This window comes from Clostridium omnivorum (assembly GCF_026012015.1).
Classification (GTDB): domain Bacteria; phylum Bacillota; class Clostridia; order Clostridiales; family Clostridiaceae; genus Clostridium_AX; species Clostridium_AX omnivorum.
On the sequence record NZ_BRXR01000001.1, the window covers coordinates 1423787 to 1445070 of the forward strand.

Below are 21284 nucleotides of genomic sequence, written 5' to 3' on the forward strand. Positions count from 1 at the left end.
CGTAATGTATAAAAATGTACATATCATTGGGGTGGGAACTTATCATCCCAAAAGACAGTTAGATAATGAGTATTTTATTGAACACTTTAAAGAATATAAGCTTGAAAGTCATGCTGAAGCTCTTATGGACAAGCTAGGAAGAGAAACACGAACTCTTGCAGAAGAAGGTGAAACCAGTGTCACAATGGCTGTAGAGGCTGCAAAAACGGCACTTACTAATTCAAATATCTCTTCCTCTGAGATAGATATGATCATCTCAGTATCAGATACTCCAGAATATCTGTCACCATGCTGTGCACTGTTAATTAAAAATAAGCTTATGGCTTATAATGCCTCTTCAGTATTCGATGTAAACTGTAATTGCATTGGTATGATAACAGGCATGGATATCGCCGCAAGATATTTGAAAACAGACATGAAGTATAATAAAGTGCTGGTAGTAGGCTCACTTCTTATAAGCCCTTTGGCTAGAAAAGATGATATGGTGGCCTATGGCTGCTCCGCTGATGGCGCTGCAGCAGTTATCTTAGAAAGAAGAGAAGAATCTGAGGAAAGAGGAGTGCTTGGCTCCAGAATGTATACCGATGATTCCTATCACTGGTCTATAACAATGCCTGCTTGTGGAATGTCGAATATACCTGATGACAGTATAGATCCAGAAGATAAAAAAATGCTTTGGAAGCCCTTTGATTTTAGCTTTCTTTCTGAAAAATGGACTGAGACTATAACAAAGCTTTTAGCTGAACATAATTATAAGCCTAAAGATGTATGTCATTATCTTATGTCTCAATTTTCAAGAGCTGATTTAGAGCTGACTGTTTCAAGACTTGGTGCCGATATGGATAAAGCTATTTTTGTAGGCACAAAATATGGCTATACAGGTTGTACAAGCCCTATAATGGCACTAGATGACAGGCTTAAACAAGAAAAATTCAATAAAGATGACTTAGTCATATTTTGTTCCGTTGCTTCAGGATACACTATAGGAGCATTACTTTACAAATGGTAATTATTTCAGAGAGGTGAAAACTATCATGGAACTTAATACAAGTACTATAACCAAATATCAAAAAAATACTTTAAAGTTTGTATTAATAGTCTATTCTATTAGCGCGTTTCTTGCAGCTTTTATGTTTATAGGAATGAAGTTTCTTGGCTTCTATCCTGAAGTGAACATAGCTTTATTAGGTATGCTTTGCATTTTAATAATATTGGAGTTGACTACCTTTAAAATTATGTATGGAAAAGCTGTAAAAAATGGATCACTAAATAATAAAGCCTTAAAAGCACTAAAAAATATCATACTTGCATTTTCTTATATAAATTATATTTATATATGTTTAGTAATTCCCTCAAAAGAATTATGGATAAGCGTTTTTTATTTTATAATACTTGGGGCTCTATTTTTAGATAACAAAATGAATATTTTTTCAATAATTCTAAGCATAATTTCTCAAGTAATAGTATTTACATTAAATCCGCAAACACTTCCTGGCGAATTTTTCTTAAGAGAATTAATAGTTAGAATCGTTGTAATTGGCTTAGCCTCATTTGGTATAATAATTTTCACATCCTTTGCATCAAAGCTGCTTAATAGCATTGAAAAGAATGAAAATGAACTAAAGAAAAGTAATGATAATATAAACAATATGTTTAAGAAAACCTCTGAATTTTCCGTATCACTACTTAGTTCAAGTGAGGCCTTAGCAGCAATATCAGAAGAAGAAAGCTCTTCTTTAGAAGAAATAGCAAATGCAAGCCATGTAGTTGCTCAAGATGCAGATAGAATGCTTGAGGATACTACTAAAAATAGTGAAATTCTTAGTGAACTTTTAAATAAAAATGAAGCTATTTCCGCTAAAATTAAGTCTACTGAAGATAAATCTATTGATTTAATAGGCATATCAAACCAGAACGAAGAGGCTCTTAACGAAACTTTAAATATAATTAGCGGCATAAAAAGCAGTATAGAAACTACCTTTGATGCCACAAAAGTTCTTGAAGAAAAATCCCGTCAAATTGACGAAATACTTCTTATTATAAGACAAATATCAGAGCAAACAAATCTCCTTGCATTAAACGCTTCTATTGAAGCTGCCAGGGCTGGTGAATTTGGAAAGGGCTTTGCTGTAGTTGCAGAAGAAATTCGAAAGTTAGCTGAAAATACAAGTAAATCTCTTAATGAAGTTTCTTCAATTACTAATGAGTTTAAAGTAAGAGTAAACGAAGTAGAAGATTTAATGGTTCAAAATACTGAAAAAATTAACTATGGTGATAATATACTAAATGATGCTGTTAATAATGTTAAAGATATGATAGATGGTCTTAAAAATTCAGGTAACAGCATTAAAGAAATAAATGACTTAATTCATTCTCTATTAGACAAAACACAAAACGTTGTTTCCTTCAACTCCAACATTTCTGAAACAACTAAAAATACTATTACTAATTTTAATATGGTTTTTGAATCTATACATCAAAATGCAGCTATGAGTGAGGAATTGACCAGCAGTGCTGAAAATCTGAAAGCTATAGCTGTAGAAATGAACAAACTAATTCACAATTAATTTGCTATATACAATTTTCCCCCTTTAAGCCCATCTCGTATAATATATTGATATATGAGATGAGCTTTTTTTATATTCTATACCTCTAAGGACTGAACATATTCATCAATAGCTTGAGCTACTATTTTTGACACTCTTACAGCTTCTACAACTGTCCTTGCCCCAGTTACTACATCTCCAGAAGCAAAAACTCCTTCTCTAGTAGTTCCACCAACTTCATTTGTCTCAATTAGTCCTTTTTCAGTTACCTCTATACCTTTTGTATTTGATACTATGTTTGCTCTAGGGCCTTGTCCAATTGCTAATATAACTGAATCTACTTTAAAGATTTCTTCAGTACCTTCTAAGACTTTTATTTTTCTTGTACCCTGTTGTTCTTCTACCTCTGTCTTAATATACTTTACGCCTTCATCAACAAACTCAATTGGTGCTTTATAAAATTCAAATCTTACTCCATCAGCTTTTGCATATTCTACTTCAACAGGTTCTGCTTCAATGCCCTCTGGGCCTCCTCTGTACATTATAAAAACCTCTCTTGAACCATTTCTTAGTGCTGTTCTTGCAACATCCATGGCTACATTTCCCGCTCCAATAATGCACACTCTTCTTCCCAAATTATAAGATTTTGGATTTTTTAGATAGTCGATTGCATAATGAACATGTCCAAAGGTTTCTCCTTTTATTCCTATGGCTGTTGCCTTCCATACCCCTGTGCCTATAAAGATAGCTTTATACCCGTCTCTAAAAATATCATCCACAGTAATAGATGAACCTATTAGTGTGTTAGGCCTAATTTTGATACCCATACTAATTAGCTTTTCCTTAAGCTTTTCTAGAACACTTTTAGGAAGCCTAAACTCAGGTATTCCATATCTTAAAACACCGCCTATATTATCATGAGCTTCAAAAATTGTAATATTATAGCCTTTAGCTGCTAGTATAAATGCTATGCATATTCCTGCTGGTCCTGATCCTATTATAGCTATTTTCTTACCATTACGACTTATGACTTCTGTATTTATAAAATTTAAGTAATAGTCGGAAATATAATTCTCTATTGCGCTTATTTGAACAGGATTATTCTTTTTACCTAAAACACAATGCCCCTCACATTGTTTTTCGTGTGGACATACTAAAGAGCATACCACTGATAGTGGATTATTATTAAAAAGCTTTTCCCCCGCTTCTAATATTTCACCTTGTAAAAACATTTCAATGACTTCATTAATAGGAGTATTTACTGGACATCCACTTTTACAATTTGGCTTTTTACAATTTAAACATCTTTTAGCTTCTTTAATGACAAATTCACCCATGCTATGTTTCCTCCTATCCCTAAAATAAAAAAGCTGCAGGTGGATTACTGCTAGTTAAATCCATCTACAGCTTGTTCACAGCTATAATTTTATACTCTTTATAGCAGTCAATCATTTATTATAATTATTTGTCTATTTCTCGGGAAATAATTTTATTAATGCCTTAATTGCAAGAAATATAATAAGTAATACTACAAAAATTCCGCCCATTCCCGCAAATAGTACTTTTAACGCTTCATTAAAATTTGATAATGCTGCACCGTTCATCTATGCCACCTACCTTATATACCTAAAATTTGATTAGGTTTAATATTAATCCACCAGCAATAACTGATGCTATTTGTCCTGCTACATTGGCTCCAACTGCATGCATTAATATAAAGTTTTGATTGTCTTCCTTTTGAGCCATTTTTTGAATTACTCTAGCTGACATAGGGAATGCTGATATTCCAGCAGCACCTACCATTGGATTAACCTTATGCTTAAGGAATAAATTAAGGAATTTTGCAAAAAGAACTCCTCCAATAGTGTCGAAAATAAATGCACATAATCCAAGCGCAATTACTATGCCAGTTTTAACAGTAACGAAGTTTTCTGCTGTCATAGAAGCTGCAATTGTTATTCCAAGTAATAGTGTAATAATGTTTACAAGTTCGTTTTGTGCAGTTTTTGATAACTTTTCTAATACTCCACATTCTCTTATTAGGTTTCCAAACATTAAAAATCCTACTAGAGATACTGAAGTCGGAGCTATAAGTCCTGCAATTACAGTAACTACTATTGGAAATAATATTTTTGTTCTCTTAGAAATATTTTCAGCCTTATAAGGCATTCTTATCATTCTTTCCTTCTTAGTTGTAACTAGTTTTATAGCAAAAGGCTGTATAACTGGTACTAATGACATATAAGAATATGCTGCTACAGTAATTGGTGCTATAAGACTACTTTTAAAGTAGTTAGCTACAAATATTGAAGTAGGTCCATCTGCTGCTCCTATAATACCTATTGATGCTGCATCCTTTAAATCAAATCCTAAAAGTGCTGCTACGCATATAGTAAAGAATATTCCAAATTGAGCAGCTGCTCCAAATAGAAGCATAAAAGGATTAGAAAGAAGTGGTCCGAAGTCTATCATAGCTCCTATTCCTATAAATAGAAGGAGTGGAAACATTTCTGTTGATATTCCACCTTTAAATAGGAAATCCAAAATACCCTCTACTGGTGTTCCATTTAAAGATTGTGTTATAGCTCCTGACATTGGTATATTTACAAGAATCGCACCAAATCCCATAGGCAATAATAGTGCAGGTTCAAAATCCTTAGCTATTGCTAAGTATATTAGTACTGCTCCAATACACCACATTACTATTTGCTTTATGGTAATTGAAGTAATACCAGCTAATAAAAAACTCATTATTGTAATCCTCCCTTGTATTCATCATATTGCTTAGTAATAGCACTCTTATGTTTTCCGCTTTAATTAACAGTCCCTGATATAATCAAATAATTAAGCTATTTGAACAAGAGCATCTCCAGCGTTTACAGAATCGCCTTTAGCTACTGATACTGCAGTAACAGTTCCATCTACTGGTGATACTATTTCATTTTCCATCTTCATAGCTTCAAGTACTACTAATAATTGTCCTTTTTTAATTACATCTCCAGGCTTAACAGCAACATTTACAATATTACCAGGCATTGGAGCATCTATTTTTTGTCCCCCTGCATTTTGTACTGGAGCACTAGTACGTACTGGAGCTTCTTTTTCTACCACAGAAGTAGCTGCTTCTCCTGTTACCTCTTCTATTTCTACTTCATAAGCTTTTCCGTTTAACTTTATAACATACTTTTTCATATCTTTTAAACACCCTCCTGTAATTCTATATTATTTAATTCTAGTAATCCTTGAAATATGAAAATGTGAATCTGGCTTATCTTCACCAGCCATAGCAGCTGCTGCTAAAGCTACAACAATTCTATCCTCTTCATCAATCTCTAGGCTTACTCTATTTTCGTCACTGCTTTGAGCTGCCTGCTTTACTACCTCTTCTGATTTTTCTTCATTACCAAAAAGTCTCTTAAAAAAATCTGATATTGCCACTGTTTTCACCACCTTATATACATTACATAGTTACAGTAATATAATGTATTTTTTCTGAGCTGTCACCTGAAGCTTCATTAGTCTTTGGGTTTAGCCTATCTTCAAAGAATTTCCTAGCAACCTGAGGAAATAATATATAGGATAATAAATCTTCTGTAGAAGTAGCTAAATCACCAATTTCAGCTCTGTACTTTTCTATTTCTGGCTCTAATAAATCTGCTGGCCTAACAGTGATTATCTCCTCATCACCAATAATCTTTTGTTTAACTTCTTCATTAATTGGTGCTGGTGATCTTCCATATAGTCCTCTAACATATTCCTTTATTTCTTTTGGTACCATCTTATATCTTTCACCAGCTAATATATTAAACACTGCTTGTGTTCCAACCATTTGGCTAAGTGGAGTAACAAGTGGTGGAAAACCTAAGTCTTCTCTTACTCTTGGAATTTCTCTAAGTACAGCCTCGTATTTATCCTCTGCACGTTGAGCCTTTAGCTGTGATAAAAGGTTTGAAAGCATTCCTCCTGGAACTTGATAGGATATAGTCTTTGGTTCAACATCCATAACCTTAGGATTTAGTATGCCATTTTCTCTGTACTTTTCTTTTATAGGTTTAAAATAATCAGCAATTTCTCCTAATAGGTTAGTATCAAGTTTAGGGTCTCTATCACTTTCCTTTAGGGTAAGTACTAGTGATTCTGTAGCTGGCTGTGAAGTACCTTCAGCAAAAGGTGAAATTGCAGTATCAATTATGTCAATCCCTGCTTCTACAGCCTTTAGATAGGTCATTGATGCAATTCCACTTGTACTATGAGTGTGCAACTCTAAAGGAATACTTACAGTTTCCTTTAATCTCTTAACAAGCTCATAAGCGGAAAATGGTGTAAGTATGCCGGCCATATCCTTTATACAAATTGAATCTGCGCCAAGGCTTTCCATCTTCTTTGACAGCTCTACATAGTAATCTATAGTATGAATCTTACTAGTAGTGTAGCTAATTGCACATTGGCAATGCGCTCCAGCCTTTTTAATTGCCTTGATTGAAGTTTCTAGATTTCTTGTATCATTTAATGCATCAAAAACTCTAATTATGTCTATTCCATTTTCAACGGATTTCTTTATAAATTCCTCAACTACATCATCTGCATAATGCTTATATCCTAAAAGATTTTGTCCCCTTAAAAGCATTTGAAGTTTGGTATTCTTAGCAACTTTTCTTATTGCTCTAAGCCTTTCCCATGGATCTTCATTAAGAAAACGCAAACAAGCATCAAAGGTTGCTCCTCCCCATACTTCTAATGCATTATATCCAACTCTGTCCATTTTCTCTAGTATAGGCAATATTTCATCAGTTCTTAATCTTGTAGCTATTAGAGACTGATGTCCATCTCTTAATGATGTCTCTGTTATTTTAACTGGATTCACTATCTTTACCTCCTCATAACCTTATAAAGATTACAAATCTTTATAGTACTATTATTCCTTAAGTTCCTCATAATTCCACTAAAGCTATACTATCTATGTTAACGCATCAACTGGAAATAATCAATTGCCATGGATTCAATCTTATCAATTAGCTCATTAACCCCATGTGCCCTTGATCTCCCACATGCAAATGCATTATTATCACATAATAAGCATTTTCTTGGGCTTATTCCTAAGTCCTCCCTAGAAATTTGCCTTCCCTTAGCATCCAAAACATCAAAATCATACAATCTTCCTAAAGGATGATTTTCCTCAATTGAGGTTGTTAACTCCTTTATCAAAGCTGCTGATATATCAAACACAGCTAAATACTCTGGGCCACTATTTTTAATAAATTCCTTTTCATACAGCATATGAATTGGATATTCATTTATTTTTTGCTTAAAAACAAGCAAACCTTCATCATATATCTGTTTTACAAGGGAGTTATACTTTACGGGTCCAGGTATATTTAGTTTATAAGATACAACTGTGCTACCATACTTGTCTAGCAAATAGTGCTGATTATTAACTCTTATTTCTCTTGCTCTTAAAATGTCATCTAAAGTTTGTTCTTCACCTTTAAAGTATAAGCTCACCTTATAACCCTCCTAAATTTCATAGGATTTATAGCAAATTTGTATGTTATAAATCCTATTTCAGTTAAATAGCTTATATGCTTCTTATTTTACTTTTCTTACAACATCAATGATGCTTCCGTCTCTATATTCAACTACTGCGATTACTTGATTTTCATACTGAATTTTGTCCGGAGTTCCTACTATTTTATAAGCTTTTTCCTTTAGTTCTTCAATAGTATAAACAGGAACACTTAGGTTCTTAAAGTTTTCAATTAAGTCTGTTCTTCTTGGGTTAATTGCAATACCTATTTCTGTAACAAGTACATCAATACTTTCACCTGGTGTAATAACTGTATTTACAGAATCAACAACACAAGGTATTCTTCCACGAATTAATGGAGAAACAATCACAGTTAGCTTTGCACAAGCTGCAGTGTCACAGTGTCCACCAGAAGCTCCTCTTAAAACGCCATCAGATCCTGTCATAACATTTACATTAAAATTTGTGTCTATTTCTAAGGCTGATAGCACAACAACATCTAACTTATTTGCAATGCAGCCTTTGTTATGTGGATTAGCATAGAAAGAAGCATCTATTTCATGATGCATTGGATTCTTGCCAATTGAAGCTACTGCACTTAAATCAAAGCCTTGTACATCAAAGATATTTTTAATTAGTCCTTCTTCATGCATCTCTACCATAGGCTTAGTTATTCCACCAAGGGCAAAGCTAGCTTTGATATCTCTTTTTATCATTTCTTCTCTAATAAATCTGCTTACAGCAAGTGATGAGCCACCAGTTCCTGTTTGGAAGGAAAAGCCATCCTTAAAATATCCAGATTCAATTATAACTTTGCTTGCATATTCTGCAATTAATAATTCCTTTGGATTTTTAGTATATCTTGTAGCACCAGAAGCTATTCCCGCAGGATCACCTATTTTGTCTATCTTAACCACATAATCAACATTTGTTTGTGGGATACTTGCAGGCATATTTGGAAAATCAACTAAGCAATCTGTTATTATAATTACTTTGTCTGCATATTGGGCATCTACCTTTGCATAACCTAATGAGCCGCAGTTTGCATTTCCTCCTGTACCACTTGCATTACCGTATTCATCACAGGATGGAGCTCCTAAAAAGGCAACATCTACTTTTATCTCGCCAGCTTCTACTGCCCTAGCTCTTCCACCATGGGATCTTATTATTACTGGCTCTTTCATTAGCCCATTTGATATTTCTTCAGCAAGTGCGCCTCTTAGTCCACTTGTTGTGATGCTTGTAATTACACCATTCTTAATGTGTTCAATTAATGGCTTATGTATACCAGCTAGAGAACTAGATGCAAGCTTTATATCCTTAATTCCAAGCTTTGCAATAGTATCCACAACCATATTTAATATATAATCACCTTCTCTAAAGTGATGGTGAAAAGAAATAGTCATTCCATCTTTTAATCCACTTTTTACTATAGCTTCTTCTATACTTTCAAGCAGTTTGCTTTCTCCAGGAATAACTGGTTTAACTTTAGGAGTTGTTTTTGTTATTTCTTCGTCCATAGAAAATGGCTTTTCATAAAGCTTTCTTGATTTTATAATTTCTTCTGGAATTTCTCTTCCTAAACTATTTTTCATAGCTCTCGCCCTCCTTGTATAAGCCTACAGCACTTGCTAGTTGTAATACTCTTTCTGCTCTGTCAACTATAGGTTTGTCTATCATTTTTCCGTTTAATGATATAACTCCCAAACCTTTTTCTTCTGCTTCCTTAGCAGCTCTCTTAACATCTATAGACTTCTTTATTTCTTGAGGAGTAGGTGCATATATCTCATGGACTGGTTTTATTTGTCTTGGGTTTATAACTGACTTTCCATCAAAACCAAGCTGCTTAATTAATTCTACTTCTCTTCTAAAGCCCTCTTCATTATCAACATCTGAATAAACTGTATCTAAGGCATATATTCCAGCCGCTCTAGCTGCTATAACTATTTGAGTTCTTGCCCCTAATAGCTCCATACCGTCTGGATATCTCTTAGTTTTCATGTTAGTAACATAATCTTCTGCTCCAAGTGCTATTCCTATAAGCCTTTTACTAGCAGTTGCAATTTCGTAGGCATTTATTACTCCAACTGGGCTTTCTATAGCAGCCATCATCCTAGTACTTCCTACTTCTCTTCCAATTTTTCTTTCTACTTCTTCAATAATAGCTTCTACTGCATGAATATCTTCTTTACTATCAGTTTTAGGAAGTCTTATTACATCAACTCCAGCTCTTACCATAGCTTCAATATCTGGTCTTCCAAAAGGAGTATCTAATGAATTTATTCTTACTACTAATTCAGTATTGCCATAGTCTATTGTCTTTATTGCATTATATACAAGAAACCTAGCGGAATCCTTTTCAGTTATTGCCACAGCATCCTCTAAGTCAAACATTATTGAGTCTGCTCCGTAAATATATGCATCTTTAACCATTCCAGCATTGCTACCTGGAAGAAACATCATAGTTCTTCTTAAACGTTCCATTATTCAAGCACCTCCCAGTCATAGTTCTCTTTCATACCAGCTGCTCTACATGCAGCACATTGAACTCTAGCCTTTATTGTACAATCTAATGCACCCTTATCATTAGCTATTACTCTGGCATTTTCTATTTTCATTGCTTCTAAAGTCTCTTTTATAACTTTTCTTACTTGTTTTCCAAATTGCTTTTCCACACTGCTGCTTAATTCGATTTCAATACCAGCTTCATCTTTAGGTTCAATCATTATTTGGATATCGCTAGATTCTAAAGTCCCAGCTATTGAACTATTTATGATTTTCATATTCTTTCTCACTCCTAATTCATGTTTAATAATTACTAATTTAATTATAAAGCTGCCCTTAGTTCACCCCAAGTTTTTTTCGTGTTCTTCAATGTTCTTTTCGTGTACTTTTGACAATATATTATTTATAAAATAAAAAGAATGACCTTTTAAGTCATTCCTATTTCTTAACTAATTTTCCCTTCCAATATTCCAAAAAATATGGATACTGCCAGCAAATCCGCTGAACCGCCAGGGCTTATATTCCTCTTTATAAAATCCTTATTCATTTCTTCAAGCTTCTCTTTTGCATTAGGCTGTTTCATTCCTCCTGCATCTAGGAAGGCTATTGAAGCTTCTTTTACATATGCAAGACTTTCCGTGCCGCCTCTAATAATCACATTTGTATCTTCGCTGTAGGCCATAAGATTTAGTAATACATCCAGGAAAAGATCATTCATAGACAGCTTGTCATGGCCACTCCAATTTCTTAGCACCTTTATGGAACTTTTTGTTACGCTACTAAAGCCGCTTTCAACTTCGCCTCGTATGCCTTTATATCCGTATTCTATATACAATCTTTCACCGTGGGTAAGTACTGTTTTGTCCTTAACTCCTTTAAAATCACTGAGGGTTAATTCCTTAGCTACTTTTTTTACTTCCTCACAAATTTCCTCTATTGTAAACTCAAGAGTCCCATTTTTTCTATACATGTTTCCTACAACGGCACATAAAATACCTAAGGAAAATATAATACCCTTATGCGTATTTACACCATTAGTAGCTTCAAACATTCTTTTTTCACATTGAACTCCTGGCTTTCTAACCTTATCTAAAAGCTTTGTGCTGTCAACCTCGTCAAAATTTAAGCCTACTAAAGTACAATCATAAAAACCTTTGTATAAAACAGAGCTGCTTGCCATAAAGGTAAAAAAGTCCATGTCTCTATGAGCACCTGCATTATCCCTGTCTACTAATCCTGGTTTAGGTGTAGTACTAACCTCATATAGTATTGCCCTTTGTGCCAAAGAAGCAATATAATGAGCAAATTCTTCTTTAGATTTCATCTATTTATTTTCCCTTCATCTCAGCAATAACAATTTCAATTGAATCCTCTAAATGTTTCTTTATTATATCATCTATTTGATCCTTATTCTTTTCAGCTATAGCCTTTAATATTATCCTGTGTTCCCTTAAAGCCTTTTCTCTTCTTTCATTTTCAGATATGGATATATTTCTAAACCTCTGAAGGTATTCATTAAGTCTGCTTATCATGTTAGCCAGCCTTTTCATCCTGCTAGCTTCATAAATTTTAGTGTTGAACACACCAAACAGCCTTATTACTTCTTCCACATCTCCTTCTTTATTCTTCTGCTCTGTAATGTCTAAAAGATTTTCAATATCTCTTATTTCTTCTTCCGTAATATTATCCATAGCATTTATAGAAGCAAGTACTTCAAGACTATGTCTAATCTTATAAATTTCAATTGCATCTTCAACAGAAATCCTTTTTACTACAACTCCTGTTCTTGGCAGGTACTCAACTAACTCTTCCATTTCAAGCAGTCTAAGAGCTTCCCTTACAGGAGTTCTGCTAATATTTAGTCTTTCTGCATACTCCTTCTCTACTATTCTTTCACCAGCAGGAATCACACCGCTGATAATAGTCCTTCTTAAACTCTCATATACCACTTCTCTTATAGGTTTGTTTTGATTAAAATTTGTATCCTTGACAAGTTCATCCATATAATTTATCATTAGAAACTTCCTTTCTATAATAAACCGTTAATCTTATATATAGATTTTAACCAAAAACTAAAAAAAAATCGAGTATTAATAAACATAATATTAAAAAACACTAACTTTTCCTCTGAAAATTTAGTGTTTTTTATAAATTCTTTAATAAAAGTATTTATTCTATGAGAATTTTGCCATTACTTTTACTATAACCTCATTAAGCTTACTAATCTCTATAGGCTTTGAAATACATTCATCAATAAATTCAATATGGCTGTGCTGCCCTTTTTCTTCATCATCGTCAATATAGCCTGTTATTAGTATAACACCTGCATTCTTTTTAATTTTTTTAATGTGAGCTGCAAGCTCATTTCCCTTAATATTAGGCATAATATAATCCGTTATTACTAAGTCAATATTCTCATGATCCTCTTCAAATAGCCTCAATGCCTCAAGGCTGTCTGTTTCAGTAATTACATTATATCCAAGATGATTTAAGCTTTTTTCTAACATCTTTACAACTTCCTCATTATCATCAACAACCAATATTCTTTTCTTGCTGATGATTAGGCTACTATCTTTTTTACTTTCCTCTAAGCTAACAATTTCCTCACTTATAGGCAAATATACTTTAAAACAGCTTCCTGAGCCGAGCTCACTTTCTACTGTAATGATTCCCTTATACTTATTGATTATATTTTGAACTATAAACAGTCCTAGTCCTGTACCCTCGCCAATAGCCTTTGTAGTGAAAAATGGGTCAAATATTCTTGTTTTAGTTTCTTCGTCCATTCCGCAGCCATTATCTTTAATAATAAACTCCACATAGTTTTTTTCCTTAGACAAGCCATCTATTTCTGTTCCAGCCACTCTCTTTAAAGATGCTTCAATAATACCCTGACCTCTCTTTATGGACTGATATGCATTAGTGCATAAATTAAATATAACCTGATGTATCTGAGTAAAATTAGCTATAACATATCCAGAGTCTTCATTAATATTTTCTTTTATTACTACATTCTTAGGTAACACTGATTTTACAAGCTTTAAGCTTTGCTTAACTACCTCATTTATATCTATTGGTTCTATTTTTACTATACCATTATCTTTTCTACTAAAGACTAAAATCTGTCCTACTAAATCCTTCCCCTTTTGTGAAGCTTTATATATCTCTTCAATCTCCTCATAGTATTCATTATTTTTAGGCATAGTCATAAGCATTAATTCCGAATAGCCTAGTATTGGAGTAAGAAGATTATTTATGTCATGGGCTATACCTCCTGCAAGTGTACCAATCATGTTTAGCTTATGAGAATGATAGAGTTCTGTTTCCTTTTTTCTCAGCTGCTCAGAAGTCTCATTCACCATTTTTAAATACTCTGTTTCTTTCTCATGTTCTTCCTTGGTTCTCTTCATCTTAATAAAGGTTGAGAGCAAGAAATATAGTATTACAATTATTAAAAAGTCTATACCTATTATTTTAACCAAAAATGTATTTATTGGCCCCTGCACTTCATCATAAGACATAGTTATTGCTACAATCCAAAAATAATCACCAAAATAAACTGGTGAATAAGCATTAAGTTTTCTTACCTTTTTAAGCTCATTATCTCCCCACCAATAGGAATGATACAATGCTGTACCTTCCTCCCCCTTTAACTGTTTGTCTATTAAATCCTCAAGTTCAGTAAAATCTAGACCTGGAAACACTTGTTTTCTTGTTTCAATAACATCCATTCCCACCTGCTCTTGAACTGTATGCATAATGATAATACCCTTTTGGTCTTTTACCATTGCATATCCTTTTCCACCTATTTTTACTGGAGCGATAAGTTTGTCATATATAGCATCTAGACTTATTGAAGCAGCCATTATTCCTTTAAACTTACTTCCATCAAAAACCGGCTGATAAATGTTCACAACAAAGCTTTTTTTACTTTCATCTAAAAATGCCTTTCCAACATAAGTTTTTTTTGTGTCTATAGCAGTTTTAAGGTCATTTTCTATACTGCTGTTATCAACATTAGCACTCTGAGGGTACTTAGTTATAATTTTGCCGCTCTTATCATAATAAAACACTGCCTTAACTGGCGTTCCTTCTGCATCGCAATAGGATTTAAGCTTTTCACTATAGACATTTGCATTATTTCCTTGCTCAATGTGTGATATTTCTTTAATAAATTGATTATCAAGGGTAACAATTTTCATGCTATCCTCAATATCATCTATAAAAACATCAATACTTCTGGATATGGATTTAGAAATATCCAAAAGCTCCTGCTCCTGCTGAGTAACTATTGTATTTTCATATTGCTTGTAGGTTTCATAAGTTAAACCTATTAAAATTAACGTTACTATAATATATAATAAAACCCTTACAGATTTTTTTTCTATGTATAATTTTTTTCTAATCTTATTTAATAATCTTCTCATAAAAGATTTTTATCCTCCTATATTTCTTTAGGACAAATAGCAATATTATGCTTGTGTCATTACACTCTTAATAATTTGATTCTGATTTTTGTTAATTCAATTTATACTATATTATCGAAAGTAGTTATTGATTTTTACACTATTAATTTAATATAATAAACTTAAATTATATGCTATTATATTTTTCTTGCATTCTTAATTGATTTACTAATTTTAATTTTAGAGAGGTAGCTATGGAACAAATAAAAATACTTATTGTTGAAGATGAAGAACCCATCAGAAAATTAGTATGTAAAATACTCTCAAGTCAAGACATGGTAGTTTATCAAGCCGAAAATGGAACTCGTGGTCTTGAAATGCTTAATAATTATAATTTTGATTTAGTTATACTGGATATATTAATGGACGATATTTCCGGCTACGATGTTGCAAAAGAAATTAGAAAACATAATTTGCAGCTGCCAATAATATTTCTTAGTGGTAAAAATGAGGATGAGGATATAATACATGGCTTAGATTTAGGTGCTGACAGCTATATTACAAAACCTTTTAGTCCAGCACTACTTTGCGCCAAAGTAAAATCCCAAGTTAAAAGACATAGAGAAATTTTACAGGAAGATGCCCATGGAAATTATATAATTCGTGACCCCTTCAAATTTGATTTAAAAACTTATAAGCTATACAAAAATGATGTAGAAATCAAATTATCTTCTAAAGAAACAAAACTCTTTAAATTTTTTATGGAACACCCAAACCAAGTATTCTCAAAGGAAGAGCTCTATCAAAATGTTTGGCATGATATCCTAACTGATGATAACAGCATTATGGTTTATATAAAATATCTAAGGAATAAGATTGAAGATAACCCTAGTAAACCTGTATATATTAAAACAGTATGGGGTATTGGATATCAGTTTTCTACATAAAATGTAGCTTTTAATATATGCCTTAGTCATTTATCAAATTCTGCTGTTTACAGCTTACTTGTAAACAGCCTTTTTTGTAGGAAAAACTTTCATTAAGTGCACAATAATTTAATAAGTACCGGAAAAATGGCTATTACACATACATACCTTGCTAGTTGCAAAATAGCCACCTTAGGAGCATCCCCTCCAAGATCCTTTGCAATTATAGCCATATCAGATACTCCTCCTGGAGTACTTGCTAAAAGTGATGTAATTAAATCTAATCCGCTGGCTCTGCTAATAAAGAAGCCAATTAATAAATTTACTGCAATGATACCAATTAAAAGAATAAATGCTGGAAGTATTACACTTTTAAGTGCTATTATATCTCCATAGGTCATTCTTTCTCCTATAAGTACTCCAGCAAAAACTTGAGTAAGTCTTCTTAGATTTAAAGGCATATAACCTCTTTCAAAAATTACATTTAAGGCAGCTACGGCCACCATAGCAAAAGTCATTGCCCCTGCAGGAACTCCTAACTTATATCCTGCTAATCCAAAAACGGCAGCAATTCCCAAGGTAAGTGTTAAATTTATTGCCCTGTCTTTTTTCCCATTACCCACTTGCACTATTTTTTTCTCGCTTTTGCTCATATCAGAGCATAACTCTTTATTTTCCATTTCATCATTTTTTTCAAGCGAATCATTTATACCTTTTGAATCCGAAATATGGGAGGATATAAACTTCATCATTACAGGAAATAGTGTCATTACACTCATAAGTCTCACTAGCTGCAGCAGTGCTACTTTAGAAGAATCTGCTCCTAAATCGCCGCTTATAATAGACATGTCCACTATTCCGCCTGGTGCACAGGCAAACAAGGAAGTAACTAAATCAATCCCAGTTATATTATACATTATATATCCCATAAAAGTATCTAGTGTTATCATGGAAGCTACCATTAAAATTGCTGGTTTAATCATCTTTCTTAAATCCATAACATCCTTGTATCTAATTCCTGCTCCAATAAATGCCCCAGCTGCCATTTGTGTAATTACCTTAACATCTTGCGGCATATACGCCTTCCCGGTTATTACATTAAATATTGCTACTATAAGCATAGAGCCTACCATAGCTCCTGCTGGCACTTTAAAACGTAGTGCTATTAATCCACCTATAAGACCAATAATTGAAGTTATAGCTAATTGTATCATATGAAAAACCTTTCTATTTCAACATTTTTGTACCTTGTCTGGTTGTTTAATATCCAATAATATTGTATCATTGAATAAGTGATATATCTAATACTATATTATTTATAAATCATATAGTTTAAACCTATAACTGCAAAAATGTATGTATAGTAATTTACATACTTAAAAAGAGGTGTATTAGCAATGGATTTTCGTGAACTTCAGTATATATTGAAAATAGCAGAAGAAAAAAGCTTCTCTAAAGCTGCTCAAAAGCTTTTTATGGCACAACCTTCCCTAAGCCAATATATTCAAAAGCTTGAACATCAATTAGGAGTAAAATTGTTTGATAGAACTACAATTCCCCTTCAGCTTACTTATGCAGGAGAATTATATGTGGAAACAGCTAAGAATATTTTAGATTTAAAAGACCAGCTCACTAAACAAATGGAGGATATAGCAAACTTAAAAAAAGGGCGATTAGTTATTGGACTTTCCACTCTTAGAAGCACCTATCTTATGCCAAAGATACTTCCTATATTTTACAAAAAATTTCCTGGAATTGAAGTAATTCTTGTTGAGGATAACTCTTCTGAACTAGAAAAAATGGCTCTAAAGGGTACTATAGATATTGCTATAATGACTTTTCCTATTGAAGAAAATTTATTTGATTATGAATATATTTTTACTGAAGAAATATTAGTAGCAATTCCACCCGAGCATCCCCTTAAGGAAAAAATAATCCATGATAAGCAGAGTAATCGTCCTAAAATTAAGATTTCTGAATTAAGTAATGAATCTTTTATTTTATTAAAGCAAGATCAAAAGCTTCATCATGTTGCAACAAACTTATGTAAGAAAGCAGGCTTTAAGCCAAAAATCATACTAGAGAGTGAAAGTATTGAAGCAGCTAATGCACTAGTTTCAGCTGGTATGGGCGTTACCTTTATTCCAGATAGCTTAAACCTTATGCGCCTTTCTTCTCCAAATCCAATATACCTATCAATTGAGGATATTCCTCTAACTAGAGAATTAGTAATAGCTTATCGTAAAGGAAGATATCTTTCTAAGGCCTCTCAGGAATTCATAAGTATTATGAAAGAGACTTTTGTAGTAAAAAAACATTAATAAATTATATTTAAATAAAAGAGGCTGCTGATATAAATATATCAACAGCCTCTTTGTAATTACTTATAACATAATTATTTTTATAAATTGTCCTCATTTGAAGAACTATATTTTTTCTCGTGGTTTAAAAGCCATTCTTTTCTCCAAAGTCCGCCTGCATAGCCTGTAAGCTTTCCATTAGTTCCAATTACTCTATGACAAGGTACAATTATACTTACAAGGTTTTTACTATTTGTGCTCCCTACAGCCCTTACTGCCTTAGGACTTCCTACAGCTTCAGCAATATCCTTGTAAGTTGCAGTTCTTCCAAATGGTATACTAGTTAGTGCATTCCATACCTTCTTTTGAAAATCTGTTCCTTCAAAAATATAATTAACATTAAACTCCTTACGTCTGCCAGTAAAATATTCATCAAGCTGTTTTAAACAATCCTTTACCACTTCCGAAACATAAACAGTTCCTTCATTATTTTCAATTTCCTCTTCAAACAAAATGGACAGTATTCCTTCTTCTGTACCTTTTATTTCTATAATCCCTATAGGAGAATTATAATAAGCTTTACTAATGTTATTCATACAATGACCTCCACAGGTAGAAGGTAGCATAGTCCTCCCACCCCTTCCAATTTAATGATATACTTTCAATCTCCTCAATAGATGGTTTTTTATCTAATTCTAGTTGAAGCTTTAGTGCATTATGAAGTCCTACGTCTGCTATTGGAAATGCCTCTGGAACCTTTAAGCATTTCATCATAACATAATCTGCCGTCCATTTACCAACTCCTCTTATTCTTAGTAAAATATCTCTAACTTGATTATAATTTTTTATTTTCAACAATTCTTCTTTATTAATTTCACCACTAGCGAGTAACTTTGCAGTTCCAATTACATACTCTGCCTTTCTAGTTGTAAATTGGAGCTTTGTAAGATCAGATACTTGAAGCTTTGAGACAACTTCTGGTTCAGGATATATCCAATAGTCTTTACCATTATAAATTATCTTTTCTCCAAAGCTTTCAACAAATCGCTTTTTTAATGTATACGCAAAAGCTAAATTTATCTGCTGTCCTATAATTGCCCATGTCAATGCTTCAAACAAATCAGGAATACCAATTATACGCAGCCCATGATACTTGTTTACTAGCATATTTAAAATCTTATCCTTGCTTGCTAGTGAATAAAAATTTACTAAGTCTCTATCCAAATCAAATAAATCCCAAATATACTTTGCTATACTAGTTCTAATAATCTGAGAAGGATACTTATCAGGGAATTCTATTTTTAAAATGCCTGCTTCACTACTAATTTTTAATAAGATCATAGCTTCATCTATTTTAATTAATTTATACAAGCATCCATCTAAAATATAATGCAGACACTCATTTTCAGATCGGCCTAAAAACACTAAACATTCCTTAAAGCTAAACTGATCTGGTGTTATTAATTCTAAATATTTATCATTTTCTCTCCAATTCACTGATTTACACCACCAATGAGAACAATAGTTCAGATTATATAACTATTTTACCTTGATAATTTATAAATAACAATAAACAATTTCTCCTTTCTATATTTACAAATAAAAAAAATGCTCATATAATAGTACTTGTATTCTAAATGAACAGTCGTTCATAAAAAGAGGTGTTTTTATGCCAAAGATAATAAGTAATGTTGACATAACTATAAAAAACTGTGCCATGGAATTGTTCTCTGAGCTTAGCTATACCAATGTTGATATGAGAATGATATCTAAAAAGTCTGGTGTGGCTGTTGGAACTCTATATAATTACTATAAAAATAAAAAGCAGCTTTATCTAGCCATTCTCAAAGAAAGCTGGAAAAATACCTTTGAAAAACTTGATATTATAAACCAGGCTACTGTCTCCTATAAAGAAAAGCTTAGAAAATTTATAAGCATACTATATGAAGATATAGAGGGAAGAAATGGCTTAGGTAAAGCTTTATTAGACAAATCAATACTTGAGTTAAAGGACGATAAGGAAATAGATGAATTAAAAAACAGCTTGTTATTAAGACTAGAGAACCTTTTTAGCGGCTATGAGAAGCCAGAACACTTAAGCAAATGCTCATCTATCGATATCAGATTAGCTGAATGCTTATTAGTATCTACATTAACAATGCTAGAACTTCATCCAAATGATAAAGAAAATAATATTAACTTTTTAGTAGAGTTTATAAGTTTATCTGTTAAAAACAATGTAAAAGGAGATAAAGTTTAATGAATTTAATTTTTTATTTATTAGCAATAGCTACAGGTGTTGTAACTGGTGGTATAACAAGTCTTATAGGTGCTAGTGGGGTTATGATTATAGTTCCTATTCTAACTATGCTGTTTAAACTTAATGTTCATACCGCAATAGGTACAAGTCTTTTTGTAGATGTTATAGCTTCTCTAACTGTAGCTTATTCTTATTATAAGAATGGAAATATAGAGCTTAAATCAGGTATTTGGATAGCTCTAACCTCTATTATTGGAGCTCAACTAGGTGCTCTATTTGCAAGCAAAATGGGAGAGGGCAACCTTTCCACCAGCTTTGGAGTGGTTCTAATTATTGCAGGCCTCTCAATGCTGCGTAAGAGCTATAAAGAGAAAAAAGATCCTTCAGACTCAGTAAGCGGCTTTATTCAGTTTAAGGCAGAATGGCAAAAAATATTAGCAGCTTTGATTATAGGACTTGGCATAGGAGTATTAAGCGGAATATTTGGAGCCGGCGGTGGAGTTATGATCCTCCTAGCATTAATAATATTAATGTCTTTCCCACTTCATAAGGCTATAGGTACTTCTACTCTTATAATGGCTATAACTGCTCTTTCCTCAACTGTGGGTTATGCTGCTAGAGGCAACATAGATATTCTATTAGGTATAATATTGTCAGTAGGAGCAGTGCTGGGTGGAGTTCTAGGTTCTCGATATGCAAACAAGGTTAATGAAAAAACCTTGCAGAGAGTAGTTGGTATATGTTTTATGTCTATGGGTGTGATTATGACTATAATCGAAATAATAAAATAGTATTGTCTGCAAATAAAAGTGGCTTA

The 21284-nt window shown here is 32.8% G+C and carries 22 protein-coding genes; 6 read left to right on the forward strand and 16 right to left on the reverse strand.

All coding sequences use genetic code 11. The annotated features are described in order from the left end of the window. The first annotated feature begins 4 nt into the window (after positions 1-4). Both bsdE14_RS06535 and bsdE14_RS06540 read left to right on the forward strand, forming a co-directional pair. Entirely contained in the window at positions 5-1009 is a 1005-nt protein-coding gene (locus tag bsdE14_RS06535) for a ketoacyl-ACP synthase III (RefSeq protein WP_264849147.1), read from the forward strand. A 25-nt stretch (positions 1010-1034) separates the two neighbouring features. After that, a complete protein-coding gene (locus bsdE14_RS06540; protein ID WP_264849148.1) occupies positions 1035-2567 on the forward strand; it encodes a methyl-accepting chemotaxis protein in 1533 nt (510 codons plus the stop codon). A 77-nt stretch (positions 2568-2644) separates the two neighbouring features. Here the strand turns inward: bsdE14_RS06540 and bsdE14_RS06545 are convergent, their stop codons facing one another. The 13 genes from bsdE14_RS06545 to bsdE14_RS06605 all read right to left on the reverse strand — a co-directional run bounded on the left by bsdE14_RS06545 (position 2645) and on the right by bsdE14_RS06605 (position 15002). Continuing rightward, positions 2645-3922, reverse strand: coding sequence for an NAD(P)-dependent oxidoreductase (locus tag bsdE14_RS06545; RefSeq protein ID WP_435382602.1), 1278 nt, complete (start codon positions 3920-3922; stop codon positions 2645-2647). 93 nt (positions 3923-4015) lie between these two features. Further along, positions 4016-4150 carry an OadG-related small transporter subunit gene (locus tag bsdE14_RS06550; RefSeq protein ID WP_264849150.1) on the reverse strand — a complete coding sequence of 45 codons (135 nt, stop codon included), beginning with the start codon at positions 4148-4150 and terminating at the stop codon, positions 4016-4018. 22 nt (positions 4151-4172) lie between these two features. Beyond that, positions 4173-5297 (reverse strand): sodium ion-translocating decarboxylase subunit beta, encoded by a 1125-nt coding sequence (locus tag bsdE14_RS06555; RefSeq protein ID WP_264849151.1) that lies wholly within the window; start codon positions 5295-5297, stop codon positions 4173-4175. Between the two features lie 93 nt (positions 5298-5390). After that, positions 5391-5738, reverse strand: coding sequence for a biotin/lipoyl-containing protein (locus tag bsdE14_RS06560; protein WP_264849152.1), 348 nt, complete (start codon positions 5736-5738; stop codon positions 5391-5393). Between the two features lie 30 nt (positions 5739-5768). Further along, complete coding sequence (locus bsdE14_RS06565; RefSeq protein ID WP_264849153.1) at positions 5769-5984, reverse strand: hypothetical protein; 216 nt, start codon at positions 5982-5984, stop codon at positions 5769-5771. Positions 5985-6006: 22 nt separating this feature from the next. Next, the gene (locus bsdE14_RS06570) at positions 6007-7410 is read right to left on the reverse strand and encodes an oxaloacetate decarboxylase subunit alpha (RefSeq protein WP_264849154.1); all 1404 of its coding nucleotides are present in this window, start codon (positions 7408-7410) and stop codon (positions 6007-6009) included. A 98-nt stretch (positions 7411-7508) separates the two neighbouring features. Continuing rightward, positions 7509-8048, reverse strand: a complete 540-nt coding sequence (gene citX / locus bsdE14_RS06575) for a citrate lyase holo-[acyl-carrier protein] synthase (protein WP_264849155.1) — start codon at positions 8046-8048, stop codon at positions 7509-7511. Positions 8049-8132: 84 nt separating this feature from the next. Beyond that, a complete protein-coding gene (citF, locus tag bsdE14_RS06580) occupies positions 8133-9665 on the reverse strand; it encodes a citrate lyase subunit alpha (RefSeq protein WP_264849156.1) in 1533 nt (510 codons plus the stop codon). Then, a complete protein-coding gene (gene citE, locus bsdE14_RS06585; protein ID WP_264849157.1) occupies positions 9655-10554 on the reverse strand; it encodes a citrate (pro-3S)-lyase subunit beta in 900 nt (299 codons plus the stop codon). The genes citF and citE overlap by 11 nt, the downstream gene beginning before the upstream one ends. Further along, on the reverse strand, positions 10554-10853 hold the full coding sequence (citD, locus tag bsdE14_RS06590) for a citrate lyase acyl carrier protein (RefSeq protein ID WP_264849158.1): 300 nt from the start codon (positions 10851-10853) through the stop codon (positions 10554-10556). The genes citE and citD overlap by 1 nt, the downstream gene beginning before the upstream one ends. A gap of 167 nt (positions 10854-11020) precedes the next feature. Beyond that, positions 11021-11899 (reverse strand): triphosphoribosyl-dephospho-CoA synthase CitG, encoded by an 879-nt coding sequence (gene citG / locus bsdE14_RS06595; protein ID WP_264849159.1) that lies wholly within the window; start codon positions 11897-11899, stop codon positions 11021-11023. Between the two features lie 4 nt (positions 11900-11903). Next, complete coding sequence (locus tag bsdE14_RS06600; protein ID WP_264849160.1) at positions 11904-12590, reverse strand: GntR family transcriptional regulator; 687 nt, start codon at positions 12588-12590, stop codon at positions 11904-11906. A 159-nt stretch (positions 12591-12749) separates the two neighbouring features. Further along, positions 12750-15002, reverse strand: a complete 2253-nt coding sequence (locus tag bsdE14_RS06605) for a sensor histidine kinase (RefSeq protein ID WP_264849161.1) — start codon at positions 15000-15002, stop codon at positions 12750-12752. Positions 15003-15235: 233 nt separating this feature from the next. Between bsdE14_RS06605 and bsdE14_RS06610 the strand changes: the two genes are divergently transcribed. Then, complete coding sequence (locus tag bsdE14_RS06610) at positions 15236-15928, forward strand: response regulator transcription factor (protein ID WP_264849162.1); 693 nt, start codon at positions 15236-15238, stop codon at positions 15926-15928. A 92-nt stretch (positions 15929-16020) separates the two neighbouring features. Here the strand turns inward: bsdE14_RS06610 and bsdE14_RS06615 are convergent, their stop codons facing one another. Next, entirely contained in the window at positions 16021-17121 is a 1101-nt protein-coding gene (locus bsdE14_RS06615; protein WP_264849163.1) for an AbrB family transcriptional regulator, read from the reverse strand. A gap of 183 nt (positions 17122-17304) precedes the next feature. Here bsdE14_RS06615 and bsdE14_RS06620 point away from each other — a divergent pair, with 183 nt between their 5' ends. Beyond that, positions 17305-18228 carry a LysR family transcriptional regulator gene (locus bsdE14_RS06620; RefSeq protein ID WP_264849164.1) on the forward strand — a complete coding sequence of 308 codons (924 nt, stop codon included), beginning with the start codon at positions 17305-17307 and terminating at the stop codon, positions 18226-18228. A gap of 80 nt (positions 18229-18308) precedes the next feature. Here bsdE14_RS06620 and bsdE14_RS06625 read toward each other — a convergent pair whose 3' ends face one another. Continuing rightward, positions 18309-18803 (reverse strand): methylated-DNA--[protein]-cysteine S-methyltransferase, encoded by a 495-nt coding sequence (locus tag bsdE14_RS06625; protein ID WP_264849165.1) that lies wholly within the window; start codon positions 18801-18803, stop codon positions 18309-18311. Beyond that, positions 18796-19704: a DNA-3-methyladenine glycosylase family protein gene (locus bsdE14_RS06630; protein ID WP_264849166.1), complete on the reverse strand. Its 909-nt coding sequence runs from the start codon at positions 19702-19704 to the stop codon at positions 18796-18798. Before bsdE14_RS06630 ends, bsdE14_RS06625 begins: the two co-directional genes overlap by 8 nt. Positions 19705-19876: 172 nt before the next feature. On the opposite strand from bsdE14_RS06630, the gene bsdE14_RS06635 reads away from it, so the two are divergent. Then, complete coding sequence (locus bsdE14_RS06635; RefSeq protein WP_264849167.1) at positions 19877-20467, forward strand: TetR/AcrR family transcriptional regulator; 591 nt, start codon at positions 19877-19879, stop codon at positions 20465-20467. Next, positions 20467-21258 carry a sulfite exporter TauE/SafE family protein gene (locus tag bsdE14_RS06640; protein ID WP_264849168.1) on the forward strand — a complete coding sequence of 264 codons (792 nt, stop codon included), beginning with the start codon at positions 20467-20469 and terminating at the stop codon, positions 21256-21258. Before bsdE14_RS06635 ends, bsdE14_RS06640 begins: the two co-directional genes overlap by 1 nt. The last annotated feature ends 26 nt before the right edge of the window (positions 21259-21284 follow it).